21 protein-coding genes are annotated in these 24524 nt (G+C 70.5%); 15 read left to right on the top strand and 6 right to left on the bottom strand.

Annotated elements, in window-relative coordinates:
- Positions 1-42 precede the first annotated feature (42 nt).
- The 4 genes from AB0M01_RS03525 to AB0M01_RS03510 all read left to right on the top strand — a co-directional run bounded on the left by AB0M01_RS03525 (position 43) and on the right by AB0M01_RS03510 (position 6539).
- On the top strand, positions 43-1116 hold the full coding sequence (locus AB0M01_RS03525; RefSeq protein WP_363665276.1) for an ABC transporter ATP-binding protein: 1074 nt from the start codon (positions 43-45) through the stop codon (positions 1114-1116).
- Positions 1117-1223: 107 nt separating this feature from the next.
- Complete coding sequence (locus tag AB0M01_RS03520) at positions 1224-2204, top strand: dipeptide ABC transporter ATP-binding protein (protein ID WP_363666194.1); 981 nt, start codon at positions 1224-1226, stop codon at positions 2202-2204.
- A gap of 174 nt (positions 2205-2378) precedes the next feature.
- The gene (locus AB0M01_RS03515; protein ID WP_363665275.1) at positions 2379-4094 is read left to right on the top strand and encodes an ABC transporter substrate-binding protein; all 1716 of its coding nucleotides are present in this window, start codon (positions 2379-2381) and stop codon (positions 4092-4094) included.
- Positions 4095-4208: 114 nt separating this feature from the next.
- Positions 4209-6539 (top strand): tetratricopeptide repeat protein, encoded by a 2331-nt coding sequence (locus AB0M01_RS03510; protein ID WP_363665274.1) that lies wholly within the window; start codon positions 4209-4211, stop codon positions 6537-6539.
- Here AB0M01_RS03510 and AB0M01_RS03505 read toward each other — a convergent pair.
- Positions 6536-8902: a tetratricopeptide repeat protein gene (locus AB0M01_RS03505; protein WP_363665273.1), complete on the bottom strand. Its 2367-nt coding sequence runs from the start codon at positions 8900-8902 to the stop codon at positions 6536-6538. The genes AB0M01_RS03510 and AB0M01_RS03505 overlap by 4 nt on opposite strands.
- A gap of 120 nt (positions 8903-9022) precedes the next feature.
- Here AB0M01_RS03505 and AB0M01_RS03500 point away from each other — a divergent pair, with 120 nt between their 5' ends.
- The 5 genes from AB0M01_RS03500 to AB0M01_RS03480 all read left to right on the top strand — a co-directional run bounded on the left by AB0M01_RS03500 (position 9023) and on the right by AB0M01_RS03480 (position 15134).
- Positions 9023-9319: a LuxR C-terminal-related transcriptional regulator gene (locus AB0M01_RS03500; protein ID WP_363665272.1), complete on the top strand. Its 297-nt coding sequence runs from the start codon at positions 9023-9025 to the stop codon at positions 9317-9319.
- A 92-nt stretch (positions 9320-9411) separates the two neighbouring features.
- Positions 9412-10323 carry an N-acetyl-1-D-myo-inositol-2-amino-2-deoxy-alpha-D-glucopyranoside deacetylase gene (gene mshB, locus AB0M01_RS03495; RefSeq protein ID WP_363665271.1) on the top strand — a complete coding sequence of 304 codons (912 nt, stop codon included), beginning with the start codon at positions 9412-9414 and terminating at the stop codon, positions 10321-10323.
- A gap of 38 nt (positions 10324-10361) precedes the next feature.
- Positions 10362-12710 (top strand): NB-ARC domain-containing protein, encoded by a 2349-nt coding sequence (locus tag AB0M01_RS03490; RefSeq protein ID WP_363665270.1) that lies wholly within the window; start codon positions 10362-10364, stop codon positions 12708-12710.
- A gap of 56 nt (positions 12711-12766) precedes the next feature.
- Complete coding sequence (locus tag AB0M01_RS03485) at positions 12767-13276, top strand: flavin reductase family protein (protein WP_363665269.1); 510 nt, start codon at positions 12767-12769, stop codon at positions 13274-13276.
- Positions 13277-13361: 85 nt separating this feature from the next.
- The gene (locus tag AB0M01_RS03480; protein ID WP_363665268.1) at positions 13362-15134 is read left to right on the top strand and encodes a VanW family protein; all 1773 of its coding nucleotides are present in this window, start codon (positions 13362-13364) and stop codon (positions 15132-15134) included.
- 75 nt (positions 15135-15209) lie between these two features.
- Here the strand turns inward: AB0M01_RS03480 and AB0M01_RS03475 are convergent, their stop codons facing one another.
- Positions 15210-15647 carry a type II toxin-antitoxin system PemK/MazF family toxin gene (locus AB0M01_RS03475; protein ID WP_363665267.1) on the bottom strand — a complete coding sequence of 146 codons (438 nt, stop codon included), beginning with the start codon at positions 15645-15647 and terminating at the stop codon, positions 15210-15212.
- A 64-nt stretch (positions 15648-15711) separates the two neighbouring features.
- Here AB0M01_RS03475 and AB0M01_RS03470 point away from each other — a divergent pair, with 64 nt between their 5' ends.
- The gene (locus AB0M01_RS03470) at positions 15712-17097 is read left to right on the top strand and encodes an MFS transporter (protein WP_363665266.1); all 1386 of its coding nucleotides are present in this window, start codon (positions 15712-15714) and stop codon (positions 17095-17097) included.
- Between the two features lie 62 nt (positions 17098-17159).
- Positions 17160-17828 (top strand): peptidoglycan-binding domain-containing protein, encoded by a 669-nt coding sequence (locus tag AB0M01_RS03465; protein ID WP_363665265.1) that lies wholly within the window; start codon positions 17160-17162, stop codon positions 17826-17828.
- Here the strand turns inward: AB0M01_RS03465 and AB0M01_RS03460 are convergent.
- Positions 17825-18751, bottom strand: a complete 927-nt coding sequence (locus AB0M01_RS03460; RefSeq protein ID WP_363665264.1) for a GNAT family N-acetyltransferase — start codon at positions 18749-18751, stop codon at positions 17825-17827. The two genes, AB0M01_RS03465 and AB0M01_RS03460, sit on opposite strands and share 4 nt — an antisense overlap.
- A gap of 114 nt (positions 18752-18865) precedes the next feature.
- Between AB0M01_RS03460 and fdxA the strand changes: the two genes are divergently transcribed.
- The gene (fdxA, locus tag AB0M01_RS03455) at positions 18866-19192 is read left to right on the top strand and encodes a ferredoxin (protein WP_363665263.1); all 327 of its coding nucleotides are present in this window, start codon (positions 18866-18868) and stop codon (positions 19190-19192) included.
- Between the two features lie 60 nt (positions 19193-19252).
- On the opposite strand, the gene AB0M01_RS03450 is transcribed toward fdxA, so the two are convergent.
- Together AB0M01_RS03450 and dapD are read right to left on the bottom strand one after the other, a co-directional pair.
- The gene (locus tag AB0M01_RS03450; protein WP_363665262.1) at positions 19253-20230 is read right to left on the bottom strand and encodes a hypothetical protein; all 978 of its coding nucleotides are present in this window, start codon (positions 20228-20230) and stop codon (positions 19253-19255) included.
- 127 nt (positions 20231-20357) lie between these two features.
- Complete coding sequence (gene dapD / locus AB0M01_RS03445; protein ID WP_363665261.1) at positions 20358-21296, bottom strand: 2,3,4,5-tetrahydropyridine-2,6-dicarboxylate N-succinyltransferase; 939 nt, start codon at positions 21294-21296, stop codon at positions 20358-20360.
- 48 nt (positions 21297-21344) lie between these two features.
- Between dapD and AB0M01_RS03440 the strand changes: the two genes are divergently transcribed.
- Genes AB0M01_RS03440 through AB0M01_RS03430 form a run of 3 tightly spaced genes read left to right on the top strand, consistent with a single transcriptional unit; the run spans position 21345 to position 23495 of the window.
- On the top strand, positions 21345-22268 hold the full coding sequence (locus AB0M01_RS03440; protein WP_363665260.1) for a phosphotransferase: 924 nt from the start codon (positions 21345-21347) through the stop codon (positions 22266-22268).
- Between the two features lie 37 nt (positions 22269-22305).
- Complete coding sequence (locus tag AB0M01_RS03435; RefSeq protein WP_363665259.1) at positions 22306-22902, top strand: MFS transporter; 597 nt, start codon at positions 22306-22308, stop codon at positions 22900-22902.
- A complete protein-coding gene (locus AB0M01_RS03430) occupies positions 22785-23495 on the top strand; it encodes an MFS transporter (RefSeq protein WP_363665258.1) in 711 nt (236 codons plus the stop codon). Before AB0M01_RS03435 ends, AB0M01_RS03430 begins: the two co-directional genes overlap by 118 nt.
- Here the strand turns inward: AB0M01_RS03430 and AB0M01_RS03425 are convergent.
- Positions 23482-24483 (bottom strand): LacI family DNA-binding transcriptional regulator, encoded by a 1002-nt coding sequence (locus AB0M01_RS03425; protein ID WP_363665257.1) that lies wholly within the window; start codon positions 24481-24483, stop codon positions 23482-23484. The genes AB0M01_RS03430 and AB0M01_RS03425 overlap by 14 nt on opposite strands.
- Positions 24484-24524: the final 41 nt, after the last annotated feature.

Raw genomic sequence — 24524 nt, 5'->3', positions numbered from 1 at the left:
GACACCTCGTACCGACACCAGCACCCGGACGGAGCCGACCCTGTGAGCGCCACCGCATCCACCGAACCGACCCAGCCGGCCGGCGCGCGGGACACCGAGGCGTTCCTCGAGGTCCGCGACCTGCAGGTGCGCTTCCCCACCGACGACGGCCTGGTCCGCGCCGTGAACGGGCTGAGCTTCTCGCTCAAGCCCGGTGAGACGCTCGGCATCGTCGGCGAGTCCGGCTCCGGCAAGAGCGTCACCAGCCTGGCGATCATGGGCCTGCACAAGGGCAGTCGGGCCCAGGTCGAGGGCGAGATCTGGCTGGACGGCAACGAGCTGGTCTCGATGCGGGTCGAGGAGATGCGCCGCCTGCGCGGCAGCAAGGTCTCGATGATCTTCCAGGACCCGCTGTCGGCGATGCACCCGTTCTACCGGGTGGGCGACCAGCTGGTCGAGGCGTACCTGGTGCACAACGACGTGTCCAAGGCGGTCGCCAAGAAGCGGGCGATCGACATGCTGGACCGGGTCGGCATCCCGTCGCCGGCCAGCCGGTTCCACGACTACCCGCACCAGTTCTCCGGCGGTATGCGGCAGCGCGCGATGATCGCGATGGCGCTGATGTGCGACCCGCGGCTGCTGATCGCCGACGAGCCGACCACCGCGCTCGACGTCACCGTGCAGGCCCAGATCCTGGACCTGATGAACGACCTGCAGAAGGAGTTCAACTCCGCGATCATCATCATCACCCACGACCTCGGCGTCGTGGCGCAGATGGCGGAGAAGCTGGTCGTCATGTACGGCGGCCGAGTGGTCGAGGCCGGCGACGTCCGGGACATCTTCTACCGGCCCGAGCACCCGTACACCTGGGGCCTGCTCGGGTCGATCCCGCGAATCACCGGCGGTGGCGACCGGCTGAAGTCGATCAAGGGCTCGCCGCCCTCACTGATCAACCTGCCGACCGGCTGCCCGTTCCACCCGCGCTGCGACTTCCGCGACCGGGTGCCGGGTGACGCCTGCGTCACCGACGTACCGGAGCTGCTGCAGATCGGCGGTGGGCCGCACGCGGCGCGCTGCCACATCGCCAGCCCGGAACGGCAGCGGCTGTTCACCGAGCAGATCAAGCCGGCGCTGTGAGCGCGGCCACCCAAGGGGACAACGTGACGACGACCTCCACTCCGAAGCCGACCCGCCGGTCCAAGGCCAAGCCCGAGCGCACCGGTGGGGCGCGCGGCGAGGTCCTGATGGACGTGAAGGGCCTGCAACGGCACTTCCCGGTCACCCAGGGCATCGTGTTCCAGCGCCAGACCGGCGCGGTCAAGGCGGTCGACGGGATCGACTTCCAGCTGATCGCCGGCGAGACCCTCGGCCTGGTTGGCGAGTCCGGCTGCGGCAAGTCGACCACCGGGCGGCTGGTCACCCGGCTGGACGAGCCGACCGGCGGCACGATCACCTTCCAGGGCACCGACATCACGCACCTGAACCGGGCCAAGATGCGGCCGTTCCGGCGGGACGTGCAGATCATCTTCCAGGACCCGTTCTCGTCGCTGAACCCGCGTCAGACGGTCGGCACCATCATCGCCGCGCCGTTCGACATCCAGGGCATCAAGTCCGAGGGCGGCACCAAGAAGGCCGTCCAGGACCTGATGGCCCGGGTGGGCCTGAACCCCGAGCACTACAACCGCTACCCGCACGAGTTCTCCGGCGGGCAGCGGCAGCGGATCGGGATCGCCCGTGCGCTCGCGCTGCGGCCGCGGCTGATCGTCTGCGACGAGCCGGTCTCCGCGCTCGACGTGTCGATCCAGGCGCAGGTGGTGAACCTGCTGGACGACCTGCAGGACGAGTTCGACCTGACCTACCTGTTCGTCGCGCACGACCTGTCCGTCGTACGGCACATCTCCGACCGGGTGGCGGTGATGTACCTGGGCAAGATCGTCGAGATCGCGACCCGGGACGAGCTGTACAACCACTCCCGGCACCCGTACACGCACGCCCTGCTGTCGGCCGTTCCCGAGCCCGACCCGGACGCGGTCAAGCGCCGCGAGCGGATCCGGCTGACCGGTGACGTGCCGAGCCCCCTGAACCCGCCGTCCGGCTGCCGGTTCCGTACTCGCTGCTGGAAGGCGCAGGACGTCTGCGCCGAGCAGGAGCCGCCGCTGGTCCAGATCGGAGCCCCCGGCCATGCGGCCGCCTGTCATTTCCCGGAGGAACGCGACGTCGTCTGACGGACACAGACGGTAACAAACGGTCTCGCGTGTGCGTGGAAGTCGTCACGATCCGGTGACGGCGAACGAGAACCGTTGAAGTGATGTCGAGGTCATGAGTAGATGACCGGCATTCCAGTCACCAGGGCAGCCGTGACCCGGCGTCCCGATGGAGGAAACAGAAAGAAGGATGGCATGAGACACGCCAAGCGCGCCGGAGCCGTGGTTGCCACGGGTCTGGCCCTGACCCTCACGCTGGCGGCATGCGGCGGGGACAATGACAGCGGCACCGGCGACAAGAGTGGTGGGGACTCGAATGCGGGGGTGAAGGGTGGAATCGTCACGGTTTACCACGCTTCGGACTTCGAGCACCTCGACCCGGCCCGCGCGTTCGTCACGGACACCGGCATGTCCGGCCAGCTCCTCTACCGCACGCTGACCGCGTTCAAGTGGGACCCGGCGACGAAGAAGACCGAGCTGGTCGGTGACACCGCCGAGAAGTGGGAGAAGTCGGCCGACTTCAAGACCTGGACCTTCACGCTGAAGGACGGGCTGAAGTACGAGGACGGCTCGCCGATCACCACCAAGGACATCAAGTACAACGTCGAGCGGTCGTTCTCCGCCGACCTGTCCGAAGGTGCGCCGTACGGCAAGAACTACCTGGACTGCAAGGGCTACGCGGGTCCGTACTCGCCGGCCGGCAACAACGGTGGCAAGGGCTGCACCGCGATCGAGACGCCGGACGACAAGACGATCATCTTCAAGCTGAACCAGGCCGTGTCGGAGTTCGACATGACCGCGACGATGAAGATCTTCGCGCCGACGCCGCAGGCCAAGGACACCAAGACCCAGTACGACAACCGGGTCTTCTCCTCCGGCCCGTACAAGATCAAGACCTACACCCGGAACAAGACCCTGGTGCTCGAGCGCAACACCAACTGGGACCAGGCCACCGACCCGATCCGTACCGCGATGCCGGACGGTTTCGAGTTCAAGTTCGGTGACGACGAGGCGATCGTCGACCAGCGCCTGATCGCGGGCACCGGTGCGGACGCCAACTCGATCAGCTTCTCCGGCGTCCAGCCGCAGAACCTGTCCAAGCTGACCCAGGCCAACGTCAAGGACCGGGTCGTCGAGGGCACCGACGTCTGCCGTCGCTACATCGCGTTCAACCAGCAGAAGCCGCTGCTGAAGAACCAGAAGATGCGCGAGGCGCTGACCTACGCGTTCGACAAGACCGCGTACCTCACCGCCCGTGGTGGCGACAAGCTGAACGTCGCGGTCGACTCGATCGTGCCGGACAGCATGGACGGCTACCGCAAGAACACCGCGTTCGAGGTGCCGCTGACCGGTGACATCGAGAAGGCGAAGGCCGCGCTGGCCGAGGCCGGCTACAAGGGCGAGAAGCTTCAGCTCGGCGCGTCCGACGCGACCGACATCTCGATCAAGGCCGCGGAGGCCGCACAGGCCGCCTGGAAGAAGATCGGTGTCAACGTCGACATCAAGAAGATCCCGGGTGACAACTACTACTCGACGCAGCAGAACGACGCGTCGGCGACCGACCTGATCACCGCCGGCTGGTGCTACGACTGGCCGTCGCTGTCCACGATCGTTCCGCCGGTCCTCGGTCCGGACAACACGGCGCCGGGCAAGGCCGCGCAGAACAACTACGCTCGCGCGCAGGTCGGCTGGGACCGGATGAACGAGATCCCGAAGATCGCCGACCCGAAGGAGGCGACGACCGCTTGGGCCGACGTCTTCGACGAGTCGATGAAGACGTTCCCGCTGGTTCCGATCTCGGCGGACAACAACGTCTACGTCTTCGGTGGCAACATCACCGGCGCGACCGCCAACTCCGACATCGGTGGTCTGCCGGACCTGACCAAGATCGCCCTGAAGAAGGTCGGCTGATCTCGAGCAGGTAGCACGAACTAGCTGAACCCGAGGGCGGTACCGGATCTCCGGTACCGCCCTCGGCACGTCTCGGTACTCTGTTCGCCCAGCCACCGGCAGACGGGACGAGGAGTGAACGAGACGTTCGGCGCCACGCTCCGGAGGCTGCGCCACGACCGCGGGCTCACGCAGGAACGGCTGGCGCACGACGCGGGGATCAGCGCGCAGGCCGTGCAGCTGCTGGAAAGCGGTCGCAGGCGCTTCCCGCGGCCGTCGACGGTCGGTGCACTGGCCAACGCGCTCAGCTGTACCGCGGACGAGCGCGATCAGTTGCTCCAGGCATCGACAAGGCCGTCGGCCACGACTCTGCCGGCGGCGCCGGCGGACTTCACCGGGCGGGTCCGGGAGGTGGCGCAGCTCTCGGCGGACCTGACGACGGGCGCCGTCGCTCCCGCCGTCCCGGTCGTGGCGATCACCGGGATGGGCGGCATCGGCAAGACCACGCTGGCGCTGAAAGTGGCCGGAGAAGTCACCGCGCGGTTCCCTGACGGGCAGCTTCTGATCGACCTCGGCGGTTTCAGCCGGTCCGGTCCCGTCGACCCCTCATCGGCGCTCGCGATCCTGCTGCGCCGGCTGGGAACGCCACCGGCCGACCTTCCGGGCGACCTGGACGTGGCGATCGCGCGGTACCGCACCGCGGTGGCGGGCCGAAGGATGCTCATCGTTCTCGACAACGCTGCCGACGGGTCGCAGGTCCTTCCGTTGCTGCCGGGGACGGGCGGGAGCGCGGTGCTGGTCACCAGCAGGCGGTTGCTCACCGAACTACCCGGCGCTCGGCAGCTCCAGCTCGGCGCGCTGTCGGAGCAGGAGGCCGTGGACCTGCTGGCCGAGGTGGGCGGTCCGGCAGTCCATGCCGAGCGGACCGCGTCGGAACGGGTCGTGCGAGCGTGCGCGTATCTCCCGCTGGCGGTGCGGATCTCGGGCAGCCGCCTGGCCGGTCAGCCTGCCGGAGCCGTGGCTGCGCTCGCCGATCGGCTGGCCGCCACCGCTGATCTGGTCTCGACGCTGGACGACCAGGGTCGCGCTGTGCGGACGAGCATCGAGGTCTCCGTCCAGCAGTTGGCGATTTCAGACGACGCAGTCGACGTCGATGCCGTCGCACTGCTGCCGAGGCTGTCCGTGCTCGACGGGTACGACCTTTCGGCCCGGGTGGTCGCCGGGATCGCGGGTGCCGAGCAGGAGCGCGCGGAGCAGTTGCTGGAGCGGCTTGTCGACGTGAACCTGCTGGAGTCCCTCGCGCCCGCGCGCTACCGCCTGCACGACCTGGTCTCCGGGTACTTCGCGCCAGCGGTCCCGGAGGGCGTGCGTGCAGCTGTTCGGCGTACTGCGCTGGAGACGTACGTCGCGTTGCTGTGGCAGCTAAGGCAGGTGTCCTACGCGCCACCCGGAGCCAGGGACAGTGTCGCTGACGAGACCTGGTGGGCTGGTGCTGCGGACCTGGTCGACGAAGAGGTCCTGCTCGACCTGCTGGACGACGAACGCAGCAACCTGGTGACGACCGTGCGCCAGGCGGTCCGTGGTGGCGCGGACGAGCGAGAACTGGTCGTCCGGCTCGGCCTCGGCATGCCGAACCTGGGCGTCGACAGGAAACGCTGGGCCGAGTGGCGAGACGTGGCGGGGATGGCCGCCGAGGTCGCCACTGACGCCTTGCCGCAGGCGATCCTGCTTGCCGACCACGGTCTCGCCCTGGCCGAGCTGGACGCGTTCGAGCCGGCGGCGCAGTCGCTGCTGCGGGCGGCGCGAGAGCTTCCGGCCGATGCGGATCCGGCGTACGTGGCCACCAACCTGGCAAACCTGGCCCACGTGCTGGAGCGACTCGGCCGGGCCGAGGAAGGTCTGGTCCACGGACGGCGTGCGCTGGCCGTCGCCGTCGAGATCGGTGAGCCGGAGGTCGAGGCGACGGCGGCACTGGTCGTCGGCATGCTGCAGGGCCAAGCCGGGTCGCCTGAGCGCCAGACGTCTTTCGCCCAGGCGGTGGCGGCGATGCGCGCGGACGGCCACCCACGAGGGCTGGCGATGGTGCACCAACAGATCAGCCTGTCGTACCGGGAGTCCGGGGACTTCGCGGCCGCGACCGCCGCGGCCGAGGAGAGCCTGCGAATCCACCTGGCCGACAACGCCGTGGCCTTCCTGCCGGAAGCCCGTGAGGATCTCGGCCGGCTGCATTACCTGTCCGGCGACCTCGAGGGCGCGCTGGACGCGCTGCACGAAGCGCTGGAGGGAGCTGTGAGCCAGGATCTGTGGGACCGCGAAGCGAGCGTCCGGCTGCAGCTCGGCCGGGTGCTGGCGGCCTCCGGTCGACCGGGGGAGGCGCGGAAGCACCTGGAGCGGGCGCTGGAGATCTACGAGTCCCGGGGAATGGCTGCAGCCGACGAGGCTCGGCGGCTGTTGGCGGAGCTCTAGTCGAGGGCCAGCAGGTCGCGGAGTTCGGCGGTGCCGTGGGCGTTGTGCTGTTCGCGGATGGACAGGGCGATTCGCCACTCGCGGCGGGCCTCGGGGAGGCGGCCTTGGCGGTGGCGGACCTCGCCGAGGGACTTGCGGATGTCGGCCTCGCAGAGCCAGTCGCCGTACTGGCCGGCGATGGCCAGGCCCTCGCTCTGGTGGGCGACGGCTTCGTCGAGGCGGTCCTGGGCCAGGCAGAGCTTGCCGAGCTCGTTGAGGACCTCTGCCTGCTGTACGGCGGCGCCCGCGCGGCGGTAGAGCACCAGGCTCTGCTGGAGGCTCTCGGCGGCCAGGTCGTAGTGGCCGGCCTCGCGGTAGGAGACGCCGATGTTCTGGGCGATCATGCCCCGGTAGCGCTCCTGGCCGGGCTCGACCAGGAGACCGAGCGCCTCGGTGAAGTGCCGCTGGGCGGTCTCGGTGGCGCCGGTCTTCAGGTAGAGCATGCCGAGCGCCAGGCAGGCCCAGGCGGCGCGGGGCGGGATGCCGAGCCGGAGGCCGATCTCGCGCGCGCGTTCGGCGTACGGGATGCCGTCGGCGGTCCGGCCGGTGCGTTCGAGGACGTGGCTGAGGCTGCTCAGGCACAGGGCCTGCAGGTTGCCGTCGCCGGAGGCGTCGGCGGCCTCGATCGCCCGGCGCAGCGGCATCACGGCCTGCTGGTACTGGTCGAGCTCGGCGTGGGCAGCTCCCAGGTCGTGCAGCACCAGGCCCTCGGCGATGCGGTCGGAGCCGCCGTTGACCAGGCGGAGCACAGCCTCGTTGACCTGCAGCCAGTCGAGCCAGGCGCGCCGGAGGGCGTAGTACGCGTTGAGCCCGACCGCCACCTGTACGGCGAGCTCCGGCTGCTCTGTCACCGCGTGCTGGATGGTGGTGACCAGCCCGGAGCGCTGGGCGTCCAGCCAGCCGAGCACGTCCTCTTGTGTCGGCAGGTCGTCGGCGCCCTTCAGCCACTCCTCGTCCAGCCAGCCCTCGCGGGTGACGCCGTGGCCGGAGTACTCGCTGGCTCGCCAGACCACCGCCGAGATCCGCTTGATCCAGCGCGTCGTCACCGCCAGGCGGTCCTCGCGGGTGAGCGTCTGCTCGGCGAACTCGCGGGCGGCGACCCGTACGAGGTCGTGCAGGCGGTAGACCCCCGGCGACGGCGTGGTGAGCAGATGGACGTCCACCAGCCGCTCCAGCACGATCTCGGCCTCCGGCTCGGGGCTGTCCGAGAAGGAGGCGGCCAGCGCCGCCGTCAGGTCCGTGCACTCGGCCAGACCGAGCAGCGCGAACATCGACACCGCCTGGACGTCGATCGGGTCCTCGCTGCCCGCCAGCTGCTCGATCGACAGCACCAGCGTCGCCCGTACGCCGGAGTCGTCGAGCTGGAGCTCGTCCAGCCGGCGCCGGCCGTCAGCGAGCCGGTCAGCCAGGTGCGCTACCGGCCAGGACGGCCTGGAGGCCAGCCGGGCGCCGGCCATCCGGATGGCCAGCGGCAGCCCGCCGCACTGGCGAACCACCTCGGCGCACTCGTCCTCCGGCGCGTCCAACCGGCCGGAGATCCGCCGCAGCATCTCGATCGACTCGTGCAGCGGCGGCTCGCCCAGCTGGTACTGGCGACCGCCCAGACCCGCCATGCTGCGACGGCTGGTCACCACCGCGGCACAGCCACCGGCTCCTGGCAGCAGTTGCCGCACCTGCTCGTGGTCGGCCGCGTTGTCGAGCAGCAGCACCAGGCGGCGGCTGGACAGGACAGTCCGGAAGCGGGCTGCCGCGGTGGGCAGGTCGGCGGCCGGCGTCTCGCCCAGGTCTTCCAGCAGGTAGGTCAGAGCCTCCAGCGGCTCCAGCGGCGGGCCCAGCCCGAAGCCGCGCAGGTCCAGGTACAGCTGGCCGTCGGGGAAGTGTGCGGCCACTTCGTGTGCGACGTGGATGGCCAAAGTGGTCTTGCCGATGCCGCCCATGCCGGTGATCGCCGTCACGCTCACACCGGGGCTGTCGATCAGGTACCGGCTCAGCTCGGCCAGCTCCTGCACCCGGCCGGTGAAGTCGCCGCTGGCGAACGGGAGCTGCCGCGGCGAGACGACCGGGAGAGCGGGCTCGTCCAGCGGGACGCGGTCCGTCTTGCCGCGGCGGGAGGCCGCAGCGACCAGTGCGGCCTGCTGGTCCTTGTGGAGCCGCAGAGCGGCTGCCAGCGCCTTGACGGTGGCCGGCTGGGGGTACTTGCGGGTGCCGCGCTCCAGCGTGCTGATGGCCTGGACGCTGATCCCGGAGGCCACCGACAGCTCGTCCTGGGTGAGGCCGGCCGCGGTCCGGTGCCGGCGGAGCAGCGCGGCGAACTGCGACTCCACGCCCGCCTCCCCTCACGAACAGCGACTTTGTATGGGTGAACTGTATGGGTTGTACCTGGTGACCTCCCCGGGCGCTCAGAAGAATGGGCTGCGCTGGACCAATCTGGGGAGGAGTTGAGGATGTCCGTTTACCAGGCTGTCCCTGTGGTGCGAATGGAGGATTTCGCGCCGGAGGTCGTCTGTGAGGTGTACGAGCTCGGTTCGCGGCGGCCCACACCGGCCGCGGCGAAGGACCTGACCACCCGCCAGGTGCTGATCGGCCGCCTGATGGCCACCGGCGCCAAGGACGCGGCGATCGCCCGGCAGCTCGGGCTGTCGCTGCGCACCGTCCGGTCGGAGATCAGCGCGCTGATCGCCGGGCTGGGCGCGCGGTCGCGGTTCCAGGCCGGGTGCCTGCTGGTCCGCCGGTTCGGCTGAGCTCGTACGGGCCGTGACCTGGTGGTAGCGGCCCGTGGCGGTCGGCCTGCGGCGTACGGTTTCTGTCCGAACCGCGACGTAGGCTGATCGCCATGACCGCCCTCGCTGACCGCCGGCTGCTGCTGGTGCACGCCCACCCCGACGACGAGACCATCAACAACGGCGCCACGATGGCGAAGTACGTCGCCGAAGGCGCCCACGTCACGCTGATCACCTGCACCCTCGGCGAGGAGGGGGAGGTGCTGGTCCCGGAGCTCGAGCACCTCGCCGCCGACCGGAGCGACGCGCTCGGCCCGCACCGGATCGGTGAGCTGGCCGCCGCGATGGACGAGCTCGGCGTCACCGACCACCGCTTCCTCGGCGGCCCCGGCAAGTACCGCGACACCGGGATGATCTACGACGAGAGCGGCAACGCCGCCGTACCGCCGGACACCCGCCCCGACAGCTTCTGGCAGGCCGACCTGGTGACGGCCGCGAACGACCTGGTCCAGGTGATCCGCGAGGTCCGCCCGCAGGTCCTGGTCACCTACGACGAGTGGGGCAACTACGGCCACCCCGACCACATCAAGGCGCACCGCGTCGCGACGTACGCCGCGGCCCTGGCCGCCGCCCGCTCGTACCGCGAGGACCTCGGCCCGGCCTGGGACATCGCCAAGATCTACTGGACCGCGATGGCCGAGGGCCCGATGCGCGACAGCCTCCGCAAGCTCCGCGAGGCCGGCGACACCACCACCTTCGACGGCCTCGACCCCGAGGGCCCGATGCCCCCGATGATCACCCCCGACCGCCTGATCGACTGCATCGTCTCCGCCGACGGGTACTGGGACCGCAAGATGAACGCGATGAAGGCGCACGCCACCCAGATCACCGTCGACGGCCCGTTCTTCGCCCTGTCCAACAACAACGGCAGCGAGATCTGGGGCGACGAGGCCTACCGCCTGGTCAAGGGCACCGCAGCGCCGGGCCCGAACGGCGTCGAGGACGACCTGTTCGCTGGGCTCTGAGCATTGCCGGTCGTGCCGCCTGACTACGATCGGGCGGCATGGCCGCCCTTGCTGACCTGCTCAGACAGTTCCGTACGACGGCCGGTCTGACCCAGGAGCAGCTCGCCGAACGCTCGGACCTCAGCGTCGGCGCGATCGCCACCCTGGAGACCGGCCGCCGCCGGTACCCACGTCCCACGACGCTCCAGGCGCTCGCGGACGCGCTCGGACTGTCGACCCCCGAACGGGACGCCCTTCGGGAGGCGGCCGCACGCCCTTCGGGAGCTGCCGTCCCCGAGAGCCTGCCCGCCGACGTCGACGACTTCGTCGGGCGGGAGGACACCCTGCGGCAGCTGACGGACGTCCTGTCGGGAGCCGGGCGACAGCTCGGCACCGTGGTGGCGGCCGTTTCGGGCATGGGCGGTGTGGGCAAGACAGCCCTGGCGGTCCGAGCCGCGCACCGGTCGGTGGCGTCGTTTCCGGACGGCCTGCTCTACCTGAATCTGCGGGCCCACGGCGGTGGCGAACCGGTCACCTCGCTGGACGCCCTGGCGCGCCTGCTCCGCAGGCTGGGGACGCCCGCGGACCGGATTCCGACGGACGTGAGCACCGCGTCCGCGAGATTCAGATCGCTGGTCGCTGACCGGAAGCTCCTCGTCGTTCTCGACGACGTGCGGTCCGCCGAGCAGGTCGAGCCGCTGCTGCCCGGTGTCGGCGAGTCCGTCGTACTGGTCACCAGCCGGACCCGGCTGCTCACGCTGGCCGGAGCCCGGCAGTTCCACCTGGATCTGCTCAACGAGACCGAGGCACTCGAGCTGCTGGAGCGGTCCCGCGGCCGGGACGACTCCGATGCCGAGGCCGTGCGGGAGTTGGTTCAGCTGTGCGGTGGCCTGCCGCTGGCACTGCGCATCGTAGGCAGCCGGCTCGCGGCCGGGCGGCAGTCGGTCGAGGCGATGACGGCGGCGCTCGGCGACGAGCGGGCGAAGCTCGACGTCCTGGACGACGCCGACACCGGCGTCCGCGCGACGATCGGACTGTCGGTCGCAGCGCTCCGGCAAGGCGACCAGCCGGTCGACCGGCAGACCGCGGACGCGCTCCCGCTGATCTCCCTGATCGACGGCGAGGACTTCTCGCTCCGGCTCGCGGCCGCGGCTCTCGAGGTTCCGGCGGACGACGCCGAGACGGCGCTGGAGCATCTGGTCGACGCCAACCTGCTGGAGACGCCCGCGCTGCAGCGGTATCGCCTGCACGACCTGGTGCGTGCGGTCGGCCGCGATCTCGCCGGTGCCGGCGACTCGGCCAGAGTCCGCGACAACATCGTCGAGTGCTTCGTGGCGCTGGTCTGGCGGCTCGACGACCTGGCACCCACCCGCCGGTCCCTCGGGCAGGACTGGAACGACCCGAGCTGGTCCCTGCCCGCGGCCGACCTCGACGTCCCTGGGACCGCGGACGCCATCGACTTCGACCGGGACTCGATGCTGCCGGCCGCCCGGGCCGCAGCGCTCGGCAGCGCGGACGAGCGGCGGCTGGTCGTCCGGCTCTCGATCGGCGCTGCCGTGTACGCCATGCACCGCAAGCGCTGGGCGGAGTGGCGTGACCTGCTGCTGCTCGGACTCGATCTGGTCGACGAGCACGACGAGCCGGTGCTGACGGCGCAGTTGCGGTTCGACCTCGGGCTGGTCTACGACGAGCTGGGTGACTTCGCCACCGGTGCCGCGCACCTGGAACAGGCGCTCGAGCTCGGCCGGCGGCTGGAGGCGCGGACGTTCCAGATCAGGGTCCTGACCAACTTGGCGCACGCCTACGAGCAGGCCGGTGAGCGGCTCGACCGGGCGTACACGGTCGCTGAGCAGGCACTCCGGATGACCCGCGAGGACGGCGACGTCGTGGCTGAGTCCTGGGCTCACCTGGTGCTCGGCATGATCGCCGGGCGCGCCGGTGATGTGGACGCGCAACGCGCCGCGTTCCGGCCGGCGGTCGACCTGCTCATGCAGCGTCCGAACCTGATGCCCTCTCACGCCGCGATGCGCTACTACGTCGTCGGCACGTCCTACCAGCAGTCCGGGCAGCTGGCGGACGCCGCTGTCGCGTTGGAACGAGGCCTGGACCTGTATCTGGAGGCCGGGCGGACGAACGGTGCGTGTGAAGCGCAGCAACACCTCGGCGAGATCGCGGTCGAGCTCGGCCGGTACGACGAAGCACTCACCAGGTTCGCCGATGCCCTGCAGATGGCGGTCGCCAACGAGCTGTGGGACGGCGAGGCGGCGATCCGGGTCGGCCTGGCCCGGGCGTACCGCGCACTGGCCCGTGGTTCGGAGGCGCGGACGGAGCTGCTGGCCGCGCGGAAGCTGTACACGGCGCACGGTGTCGCCGTACCCGAGGAAGTCACCGAGCACCTGGCTGAGTGACCGGGCCCACACACCACGCTGCGACGTCAGGGATCATCGGGACTTAGGCTGCTGGAGTGACCTCGGACTCCAGTGGCAGCATCGCGCCTGCGGACTTCCGTACGGCGATGAGCCGGTTCGCGTCGGGGATCACGATCATGAGCACGTTGCAGGGTGGGGTCGCGCATGCGATGACGGCGAGTGCGTTCACGTCGGTGTCGCTGGAGCCTGCGTTGGTGCTGGTGTGTGTGGACAAGGGTGTGCGGATGCACGACGCCGTGCTGTCCAGTGGGGACTGGGCGGTGTCGGTGCTGGCTGCTGGTGACGACGCGGTCGCGGAGCGTTTCGCTCGGTCGGGGCGGGATCTGTACAGCCAGTTCGACGGGGTGCCGACAGTGCCGGGGCCGAAGACCGGGTGCCCGTTGATCGCGGGGGCGCCGGCCTGGATCGAGTGCCGGACCTGGGCGACGTACGAGGGCGGTGACCACACGATCGTGGTGGGTGAGGTGCTCAGCCTGGGGGCCGTGGATGACCCCAGCGCCCTGATCTACTACGCGGGGCAGTACCGGGACCTCACCGGCCGCTGACGGCAGATCGACGGCCGGAGCGGTGGGCCCGGTCGCGTAGGATGTGCCGTCTGTCATCTGGTGTCGAGCAGGAGGACTCTGTCCGGTGGGGAGAAACAAGCTCGCGGTCATCATCGCCGCGGCGGGGTTCGGAGTGCTCGTCGTCGGGTACGGCGTGGCGTTCGCGCTGACCGGCGACAAGGTACCGGGGGACACGACAGTGCTGGGCATCGACCTCGGCGGACTGTCCGAGGACGACGCGAAGGCCAAGCTGCAGGCGGGTCTGAAGGACCGGCTCGCGCTGCCGATCAAGCTGAAGGCCGGCGAGTCGACGTACCAGGTGAAGCCGGCCGACGCCGGGCTCAGCCTCGACGTGGACGCGACCGTCGCCGACGCCGGGGCGGGCCGCAGCCTGAACCCGGCCCGGATGTGGCAGGCGCTCACCGGCGGTGACGAGGTCGCTCCTGTCGTCGCGCAGGACGAGGGCAAGCTGAAGGCCGCCGTCGAGAAGCTCGCGCAGCAGGTCAACCGGCCGGCCACCGAGGGCACCATCACGTTCCCGGACGCCAAGGCCGTCCAGCACGCCCCGGCCGACGGGCTGCAGCTCGACAACGCCAAGGCCGCCGAGACCGTGGTGTCCGGGTTCCCCTCCGACGGCAACCCCAAGGACCTGCCGGTCGGCGTCACCAAGCCGCAGGCCGGTACCGACGCGATCAGCAAGGCGATGACCGAGTACGCCGAGCCGGCGATGTCCGGCCCGGTCCGGCTGACCGTCGGCGACAAGGGCGTCAACCTGACCCCGCAGGAGCTGGCGCCGGCGCTGAAGCTGGTCGCCAAGGACGGCAAGTTCACCCCGAGCCTGGACGCGAAGAAGCTGGAGCCGCTGTTCAAGAAGCGGTTCAAGGGCCTGGAGACGCTGCCCAAGGACGCCACCATCCAGATCGTCGGCGGCCGCCCGCAGGTGGTGCCCGCCGTCGACGGCGAGGTGGTCGCCCGGGACAAGGTGATCCCGGCGATCCTGTCGGTGCTGCCGAAGGCCGAGGGGGAACGCAAGGTGTCGGTCGGGCTGGCCAAGTCGAAGGCCGAGCTGACCACCGAGGCCGCGGGCGCGCTGAACATCAAGGAGAAGATGGGGACGTTCACCACCCGCTTCCCGCACGCCGAGTACCGCAACGTGAACATCGGCACCGCCGCCCGCAAGATCAACGGAACGCTGCTGAAGCCGAACGAGACGTTCAGCCTGAACAAGATCGTCGGCGAGCGGACCAAGGAGAACGGCTTCACCGAGGGCAACATCATCAACGGCGGCAAGTTCGTGCTCGACCTCGGCGGCGGTGTCTCGCAGTCGGCGACCACGACCTTCAACGCGGCCTTCTTCGCCGGGCTGAAGGACGTCGAGCACAAGGCGCACAGCGTCTACATCAACCGCTACCCGGTCGGCCGCGAGGCGACCGTGGCCTGGCCGTCGGTGGACCTGAAGTTCCAGAACGACTCCGGCAACGGCGTCTTCGTGCAGACCATCTTCTCCGCCTCGACGCCCGGCAAGCAGGGCAGCCTGACGGTGACGATCTGGGGCACCAAGGTCTGGGACATCACCGCCGGGCAGTCGGAGAAGTACAACTTCCGCTCGCCGGGCCTGGTCTACAGCCAGGAGGCCGGCTGCCGCGCGCAGGCGCCGACCGGCGGGTTCGACATCAAGATCTACCGGTACTTCGCCAAGAACGGCGCCCGGGTGAAGACGGAGTCGTTCACCACGAACTACAACGCCGCCGACGACATCCGCTGCGGCCCGAAGCCGGGCACCCCGCCGAACACGCCCGACACCCCGCCCACTCCGGGCGAGGGCAAGCCGACCGGCAGCACCCGCCCACCGAGCTGAGGTGATCGGGGTCGAACCCCCACTGCAGTAGCCGCTGGAGCCCGCGGTGGCGTGCGGGCAGGGCGTGTGCTGGTGTCAGGCTCGGTGTAGTTCGTGCAGCTGTTCAGCGACCTGGTTGAACAGGTCCTCCCCGATCACCGCGCCCTCACGCCGCACCTGCCCCGGCTCGATCCGCAGCACCCGATCCAGCCTGACCTCGCTGTTGCGCCCCGCCTTGTCCCACGGCCCGCTGCCGATGTCGAGCCACACCCGCCCCCACCGCGCCTCGTCGGCGGCATCCCGGTCGTGGTCCTTGCTGGTCAGGATCAGCGCCAGCAGGTACGCCCCGTCCGACCCGACGACCAGCACCGGCCGGTCCTTGCCGCGGTGGTGGTCCTCCTCGAACGGCACCCAGGTCCAGACGATCTCGCCCGGGTCCGCCACCCCGTCGTCCGGGTGCGGCGTGTACTCGACCCGCACCGTCCCCTCGTAGTCCCCCGGGTACTCCGGCCGCTCGGTCACGTGGTCCGCCATGCGCCAGACCCTAGTACGCCGTACCGCCCTCACACTCCAACCGCCCCGACGCGTTCCACCGGACGTGACCACGCGGACCACCACCCCCAGCCGCGGCGCGATGCTCGCCGTCCTGCTCACCGGCCAGTTCATGGCGAACGTCGACACCGCCGTCGCCAACATCGCCGCCCCGGCCCTCCAGACCGACCTGCACGCCACCGAAGGCCAGGCGGCGCTCGTCGTCTCGGCGTACGTCGTCGCCTTCGCCGTGCTGCTCGTCACCGGCGCCCGCCTCGGCTCCTCGCTCGGCTACCGCCGCGTCTTCCTGACCGGCCTGCAGCTGTTCACGCTCGCCTCCCTGGCCTGCGGCCTCGCCCCCGACATCCGCACCCTCACCGCCGCCCGCTTCCTCCAGGGCGCCGGCGCCGCGCTGATGGTCCCGCAGGTCCTCAGCGGCATCCAGCTCTCGTACGCCGGTCGCGACCGCGTCAAAGCCCTCGGCTGGTTCAGCATCGCCCTGTCCGGCGGCGCCGTCGCCGGACAGGTCCTCGGCGGTGTCCTGATCTCCGTGGACCTGTTCGGCACCAGCTGGCGCCCGATCTTCCTGGTGAACGTCCCGATCGGCATCGCCCTCACCGTCGCCGGCCTGCGCCACCTCGACCCGGCCCGCGGCACCAAGCAGCCGCTGGACGCCAGGGGAGTCCTCACGCTGTCCGCCACGGTCCTCCTGGTGATCGTCCCACTCCTGCTGGGCTCTGAACGCGGCTGGCCGGCCTGGTCCTGGATCAGCCTGGCCCTCAGCCTCCCCGCCCTCGCCCTCTTCGAGTACGGCGAACGCCGCGCTGCCGCCTCCGGCGGCCGCCCGCTGATCGCCCGCCAGGTCCTCCGCAACCCCCGCGTCCGCGCCGGCCTGCTCGCCCACGGCGCCACAACCGGCTCCTACTTCGCCCTGCTCTTCGTGCTCGCCCTCTACCTGCAGCAGGGCCTCGGCAAGAGCCCGGCGTACTCGGGCCTGGCCATGGTCGTCTGGGTCGCCGCCTTCGGCCTGGCCGGCCCGCTGCTCCCCAGACTCCCCGAGGGCATCCGCTGGCTCCCAGTCCTGGGCTGCGCGATCCTCGGCACCGGCTACCTGGCCGTCCTCGCCTACCTGCTCGCAGGCGGCACCTCAGGCCCGCTCCTGTTCGCTCTGCTCGGCGTAGGCGGCCTGGGCCTGGGCATCAGCGCCAACACCCTGATCGGCGGCATCACCGGCAGCATGCCCACCCAGTACGCCGCCGACCTCTCCGGCGTCGTCGCCACCAACGCCCAGCTCTCCGGAGCCTTCGGAGTCGCCCTGGCCGGCGCTGTGTACTCCAGCCTGAGCACTGACGCCCAGCACGCGCTCAGCGTCGTACTAGTCGGCTTCGCCGCGTTGAGCCTGATCGGAGCGCTAGCTGCCCGTCGGCTGGTACGGGCGGACTACGGGCAGTGAAGTGTTGCTCCTGCTCTCTAGCGTGCGGCTGTCAGTAGTCCCGTGAGAGGAACCGAAACCGAATGAGGAACATCCTGCGTCGACGGCGCACCCGTGGCGCCGTCGTCGCCGCAGCACTGGCCGGCAGCCTGGTCTGTGGCCTGGTCGCGACCGCCGACGCGGACGTCAGCAGCCCGAGCCCCCAGTCGGCCCCCGCCGAGACCAAGGCAGCGCAGGCGGTACAGGTCACCGCGGCGAGTTGCTCGACCACCTACCTCGCCTACGGCAGCCGCGGAGAGTGTGTCCGGCAGCTCCAGACCAATCTGGGCGGTCTCAGCGCGGACGGCGTGTACGGCGCGGCGACCCGCAACCGAGTCCGGGCCTTTCAGACCGACGCCCGGATCAGCGCCGACGGCAAGGTCGGACCGCAGACCTGGAAGAAGCTGCGGAGCTACGGCAAGGCGATGGCCTGGGCCGGTGGCATCACGCTCTACATGTGTGAGCTGAACTCGAAGGCCTTCCGGGTCTCGGCCTGGAACAACACCGGCAAGTGGGCCGACTGGGCCTACTACATGTACGACCACGGCTACCCGCTCGACGGCGAGAAGATCGGGCCGAACCGGCTCGCGAACCAGTTCAACATCTACGCCGAGCGGTACGAGGGCAAGCAGTTCACGGCGTGGGTCGGGAGCAGCGTCCACCACACCAGGAGCATCCGCAGCCCTTCGGCGACGGCCCTGCCCGCCTGCTAGACGGTCAGGTAGCGGTAGCGGTACGCCTCGACGTAACCAACAGCCTGGTAGGTCGCTAGAGCGCCCGTGTTCTGCTCTTCGACCTCCAGGTACGTCCGGCGCCCGCCCAGGGGCCCAGCCCAGCGCGCCAGCCCCTGGAGCACCGCCGTGGCCAGCCCGCGCCTCCGGTACGCCGGGGCGACCCGCACGGCGTCCACAGCCAGCCAGTGGCCAGTCATGGAGCCTCGCCCGACCGCCACCACCTGCCCGTCCAGCTCCACCGACGCGAAGGCGGTCCGGGGCGCCCCCTCCATCACCGCGGGCGCCACAGCAGGTACCGGCCCTTCGAAGGCCGCGTCGTACCAGCGAGCGTCCGGCCGGTCCGACACCAGCACCTCGTACGCCGGCGGAGCGTTCACGTGGTCCAGCGTCGTGTGCAGCACCAGCGTGTCCGACTCCGTCGGCCGCGCGTCCGTCCAGCCGTGCTCGCGGAACGCCTCCTGCTCCGGCGACCCGATCCGGACCAGCGCCAGCGGCGGCAGCCCGCGCTCCTGGTAGAACGCCTCAGCCTGCTTCGCAGCGTCGCTGAACGGCAACCCGGGGTCACCAGCGGGGAGCACCGAGTTCGCCCGGCCGGTCCAGCCGCTCGACGCCCGGAGCAACCACTCGCCGACGTACTGGGTCTCCACCGCCGGCCGGCCGAGCGCCGTGGTCAGGAACAGCTGCTCCACGTCCACCCGGCGCAGCGGCATCGGGGGGACCGGCTTGGCTGCCACCACCGCCGACAGCTCGATCCGGTACGGCGTACTGTCGGCGTGACGGACCTCCAGGGTCTGCTCGCCGTACGACTGCAGCACCCCGATCACGTCGGTCGCCTGACCGCCGTCGAGCCGGTGGCGGACCACGACACGGTGGCCGATATCACGGGTACTGACGCCTGACACGATGCGGACTCCTGGCAGAGTGGACCTGGCTATAGCCTGATACTAGAGAACCGAGCACTACCGCACCGCAGCATTTCCCGACCGCTGCGCCTGCTGGCCATAGGAGGAGTACCAGTGACTTACGTCATCGCGCAGCCGTGTGTTGACCTCAAGGACCTCGCGTGTGTCGAGGAGTGCCCGGTCGACTGCATCTACGAGGGCAACCGGATGCTCTACATCCACCCCGACGAGTGCGTCGACTGCGGAGCGTGCGAGCCGGTCTGCCCGGTCGAGGCGATCTACTACGAGGACGACACGCCGGACCAGTGGAAGGACTACTACACGGCGAACGTCGACTTCTTCAACGACCTGGGTTCGCCCGGTGGCGCGTCGAAGATGGGCAAGATCGACAAGGACCACCCGTTCATCGCCGCGCTGCCCCCGCAGGAGCACGACGAGTGAGCTAGGCCCACCAAGCAGCGAACTGCGGTGCATCCGATCGGGTGCACCGCAGTTCTGCGTCTACTGGTCGACGACGTCCACGTGCACATGGTCGAGGTGCCGCAGCGTGTCCCGGTTCCCCGGCCGCTCCGGCGCCTGGTAGTCGCGCCAGCCGCTGTCCGAGCGCCCGCCCGCGGTCCAGATCTTGTCGCTGAAGATGACGGTCTTGATCTTCAGCCGGTCCGCGTGCGCGACCAGGTACTGCGCGAGCGCCCAGCCGCGGGTCGTGTTCGCCGCCGAGATCGGCTTGACGAAGACGTCGACCGCGCGGCCGTCGTAGTGCGCCGAACCCTCCATGTGCCCCGACCGGACGCCACCCTCGGCGTACCCGCCGGTGGGGAGCTTGCCGAATGTCTTCGCCAGATCCTGCCGGACCGCCTCGGCGCGCGGCGTGAGCCCGTTCCGGCCGATCGACTCGGCGGGACCGCTCGGGTTGTCGACCGTGCAGCTGAACGCGCCCTTGGTCTGCCCGGTCAGCGCCGAGGCCAGCACCCGGGCGTCGCCCTCGTGGTCGGCGTACGCGTTGGGGAAGGCGCTGCGCTGCACCCGGTCGGCCGCGACCGTCACCGCGAGCGACTGGTAGTTCTTGATCTTGATCAGCGCGTCGTAGAACTTCCACGCCGCGTAGTGCGGGTCCTGGACCTGCGCGGCGGTGCCCCAGCCCATCGACGGCCGCTGCTGGAACAGGCCGAGCGAGTCCCGGTCGCCGTGCGCGAGGTTGCGCAGACCGGACTCCTGGTACGCCGTCGCGAGCGCGATCGTCGCGGCCCGCGGCGGCAGTCCGCGCCGTACGGCGACGCCCGCGATCACCGCGGCGGACTCGGCCTGGTCGAGGTCGAGCGTCACGGTGGTGCCGTTGACGGTCGCCTCGCACTGCTCGCGCGGCGGGATCAGCGGCCCGATGCCCTGGCCGCCGACCCACGCGATCGCGCCGCCGACGGCCAGCGCGAGCGCGCCGATCGCGCCGACGGCCACGATCACTCCACGATTCACCGGCATACCGCTCCCAACGTGCGGGGACCGGCGGCGGGTTCCGGAAGACTGGTCACGAACTGGTTGACGTGCAGGGGCCCCGGCAGGTTCGCGGCAGCGACGGCTGCCGGGGGAAAATCGTCAGAAAGTATGATCACGCGTTGGCGTGCAGGGCCTCGTTGAGGGTGATGCCCTCGCCCTTGCGCGGCCGCGCCTCGACCGCGCCGGTGACCGAGTTGCGCAGGTAGAGCAGGCCCGGCTGGCCGGACAGCTCGCGCGCCTTCACCACGGTGCCGTCCGGGAGCGTGACCTTGGTGCCGGCGGTCACGTAGAGCCCGGCCTCGACCACGCAGTCGTCGCCGAGGGAGATGCCGATCCCGCCGTTCGCGCCGAGCAGGCAGCGCTTGCCGATCTCGATCACCTGCTTGCCGCCACCGGACAGCGTGCCCATGATCGACGCGCCGGCGCCGATGTCGCTGCCGTCGTCGACCACCACCCCGGCCACGATCCGGCCCTCGACCATCGACGTGCCGAGGGTGCCGGCGTTGAAGTTCACGAAGCCCTCGTGCATCACGGTGGTGCCCTCGGCCAGGTGCGCGCCCAGGCGGACCCGGTCGGCGTCGCCGATCCGGACCCCGGACGGGACGACGTAGTCGGTCATCCGGGGGAACTTGTCGACACTGGTCACCGACAGGTGCAGGCCCGCGGCCCGCGCGCGCAGCCGGACCTGCTCGACCTGGTCGACCGGGACCGGGCCGTGCGACGTCCAGGCGTTGTTCGGCAGGGCGGCGAAGATGCCGTCCAGGTTGACGCCGTGCGGGCGGACCAGACGGTGCGACAGCAGATGCAGCCGCAGGTAGGCGTCCGCCGTACCGGACGGGGCGTCGGCCAGGGCGATCTCGGCCTTGACCACCTCGCGGCGGACCTGGCGCAGGTCGTCGTTGCCCTCGGCAGCGATCAGCTCGGCCGGCGCCTTCACGTCCGCCGGCGCGGAGCCCAGCTCGGGCGCCGGGTACCAGACGTCGAGCACCGAGCCCGACTCGGTGACGGTGGCGAGGCCGAAGCCCCAGGCGTGCGCGGCAGTCTCAGTCATGCCGCAAGCCTGCCAGACAAGGGCTATCGGTTCTAATTGGTGCGCACAGTGCGGACAGCGCGTGCTCTACTGGCTGAGCGTGAAGGGGTGTACGGCGTGCTGCCGGAGTGGATCGAGGCCGTCGAGCCGGCGGTGCTGAAGGCGACCGGGGCGCCGGCACCCGGCGACCTGGGCGGGGAGCAGCTGCGGCGCTGGGGGTCGTCGGAGGTCTGGCGGCTGTCGTACGGGCTGCGCAGCGTGATCGTGAAGCGGGGGAGCGACACGCAGAGCACGGAGGGTACGGCGTACGAGCGGTACGTCCGGCCGCTGCGGCTGCCCGCGCCGGAGCTGATCGAGCTGGTGCATCTGGATGGTGCGGTGCTGCTGGTGATGGAGGACGTCGGCCGCGTGACGCTCGAGCAGGAGCCGAGCCTGGAGGGTTTCCTGGCGGCGGTGGACCTGCTGGCGGAGATCCGCTCGGTGCCGGTGGACGGCGCGAGTGAGTTCGACGCCGACCGGCTGTCGGATCTGGCGGCACGCGTCGCGGAAGGTCGCCCCGAGCCGGCCTCCGGCCTCGTCGAGCGGGTCGAGAATCGCCTGCGTCCCGCCGTCGCCGACCTGCACCGGATGGTCCGCCCACGAGTGGTCCACGGCGACTACGTCGGCAAGAACCTCGTCACCGACGGCCGCCGCTGGACGCCGGTCGACTGGCCGCTCACCTACCTCGCCCCGCAGCTCCCCGACCTCTACACCCTGACCCGCGAAGCCGTTGCCCTAGGCCACGACCGCGACCACCTCGTCACCCGGTACTGCGAAGCCGCCGGCACCGACCGCACCCTGGTCGAGCGCCAAACCCTGATCGGCGGCTGCGGTTTCACCCTGCGCGCCCTCGCCTGGGTGATCGAGGAAGGCGTCCACACCGTCCCGTCCTCGAAGGACTGGATCACCCCGCTCCTCGACGAGCTCGACGGCCTCCTGGACCAGCTGCCCTGACCTTTATGTATCTTGATGTCGAGATACCTGGAGGAAGATGCCCGGCTTCAGTCTCTGGCGGATCGCGGTGCCGGCGTTCGGGCCGACTGTTCTGAACGCAGTTGGTCAGGGCGCGGTCCTGCCCGTGGTCGCGCTGTCGGCGCTGCAGCTCGGTGCCTCCGTCGGGTTCGCCGCGTTTCTCGTGGGGGTGCTGGGGATCGGGCAGTTCGCCGGGTCGCTGCCTGCGGGGGCGCTGGTCGTACGGATCGGTGAGCGGCGGGCACTGCTGGTCGCGGCGGTGGTGAGTGCGGTCGCGTGGTGTGCCGCGATGGTCGTCCGTACGCCGTGGCTGCTCGGGATCAGTCTCCTCGTCGCCGGGCTCGCGGGAGCTGTCTTCAGCCTCGCGCGGCAGTCGTACGTCACCGAGGTCGTGCCCGTGGAGCTGCGCGCCCGCGCGCTGTCGACGCTCGGGGGAGTGAGCCGGATCGGGCTCTTCATCGGGCCGTTCCTCGGGCGTTCGCCGGGCACCACTGGGGCATGCCCGGCGCGTACGGCGTCGGCGTGGCCGGTTCGGTCGGCGCGATCGTCGTGCTGCTCACCGCCGGTGAACCGCAGGGCGCGCACGAACCGGTCCAGGTCGAGCGGCTGCCGCTGAAGCGCGTGCTCTGGGACCACCGCCGCACGTTCCTCACCCTCGGCACCGGCGTCTTCGTGATCGCCGTCGCCCGCGCCGCCCGGACCAGCCTGATCCCCTTGTGGGGTGAGCATCTGGGCCTGTCCGCGACCGACACCTCGATCGTCTTCGGCATCACCAACGGCATCGAGATGCTGCTGTTCTACCCGGCCGGCCTGGTGATGGACCGCCTTGGCCGGGTCTGGATCGCCGTCCCGGCGACGGTCCTGCTCGGGATCGGCATGCTGACGCTGCCGCTGTCGACCGCCTTCGCGAGCGTGCTCGCGGTCGGCGTACTGATGGCCGTCGGCAACGGTCTCGGCTCCGGCATCGTGAAGACCCTCGGTGCCGACGCCGCACCGCCCGGGCACCGGGCGCAGTTCCTCGCGGGCTGGACGTTCTGCGCCGAGTTCGGCTCGGTGATCGGCCCGGTGCTGATCGGCGCGATCACCCTCGCCTTCCCGCTGGCCGCAGCCTCGCTCGCCCTCGGCGCGCTCACGCTGACAGGCTCGACCTGGCTCGCCAAGTGGGTCCCGGCGTTCGACCCCCGACGGCGAGTGACTACTTCTTCTTAGGCGCCGACGTCGCCCGGATGTGCAGCTCGGTCCGCAGCGTGACGGTCGACGGCGGACGGCCGGGCGCCGCGATTCGGTCCTTCAGCAGCGAACCTGCCGTCCGGCCCAGCTCGTACGTCGGCTGCGCGACCGTGGTCAGGCTCGGCACCACCAGGTCGGCCCACGGGATGTCGTCGAAGCCGACGATCGCGATGTCGTCGGGCGCCCGGACGCCCTTCTCGGCCAGGCACTCCAGCGCGCCGACGGTCATCAGGTTGTTGGTGACGAACAGCGCCTCGGGCGGTTCGGGCAGCTCGAGCAGGCTCTCCATCGCGGCGTACCCGCCGGCCTCGCGGAAATCGGCGTGCCGGACCAGGTCCTTGTCGAAGCGGATGCCGCCCGCGCGCAGTGCCGCGCGGTAGCCGGCGAGCCGGTCCATCGCCGTACTGACGCGACGTGGGCCGGTGATGCAGGCGATCCGGGAGTAGCCGCCGTCGATCAGGTGCTTCACGCCCTCGGCGGCGCCGTGCTCGTTGTCGACCAGCACGGTGTCGGCCTCGACGCCCTCGACCCGGCGGTCGATCAGCACCATCGGGGTCTTGGCGTCGGCGAGCTGCTGGACGCCCTCGGCGGTCGAGGTCGGCGAGATCACGACACCGGCCATCTGCTCGGTCAGCACCGCGCCGGCGTACGCGGCCTCCTTGGCCGGGTCCTCGTCGGAGTTGCAGAGCACGACGTGGTAGCCCTCGGTCTGCGCGACGTCCTCGAGCCCGCGCACCAGCGAGGTGAAGAACGGGTTCTCGATGTCGGAGATCACCACCGCCCACAGGTTCGTGCTGGCCCGTCGCAGGTTCCGGGCCACCCCGTTCGGCCGGTAGCCGAGCTCGGCGACCGCGGCCCGGACCTTCTCCGACAGCTCCGGGTCGACGTTGCGCCGCCCGCTCAGCACCCGCGAGACGGTCGCCGGAGACACGCCCGATCTACGCGCGACGTCGTAGATCGTCGTCATACTCACTCCCCGCCGTTCAACCCGCAGCCGCCTGGACGGCA

Source organism: Kribbella sp. NPDC051770, from assembly GCF_040681455.1.
Lineage (GTDB): Bacteria > Actinomycetota > Actinomycetes > Propionibacteriales > Kribbellaceae > Kribbella.
This window is presented reverse-complemented; position numbering and strand designations above follow the sequence as displayed.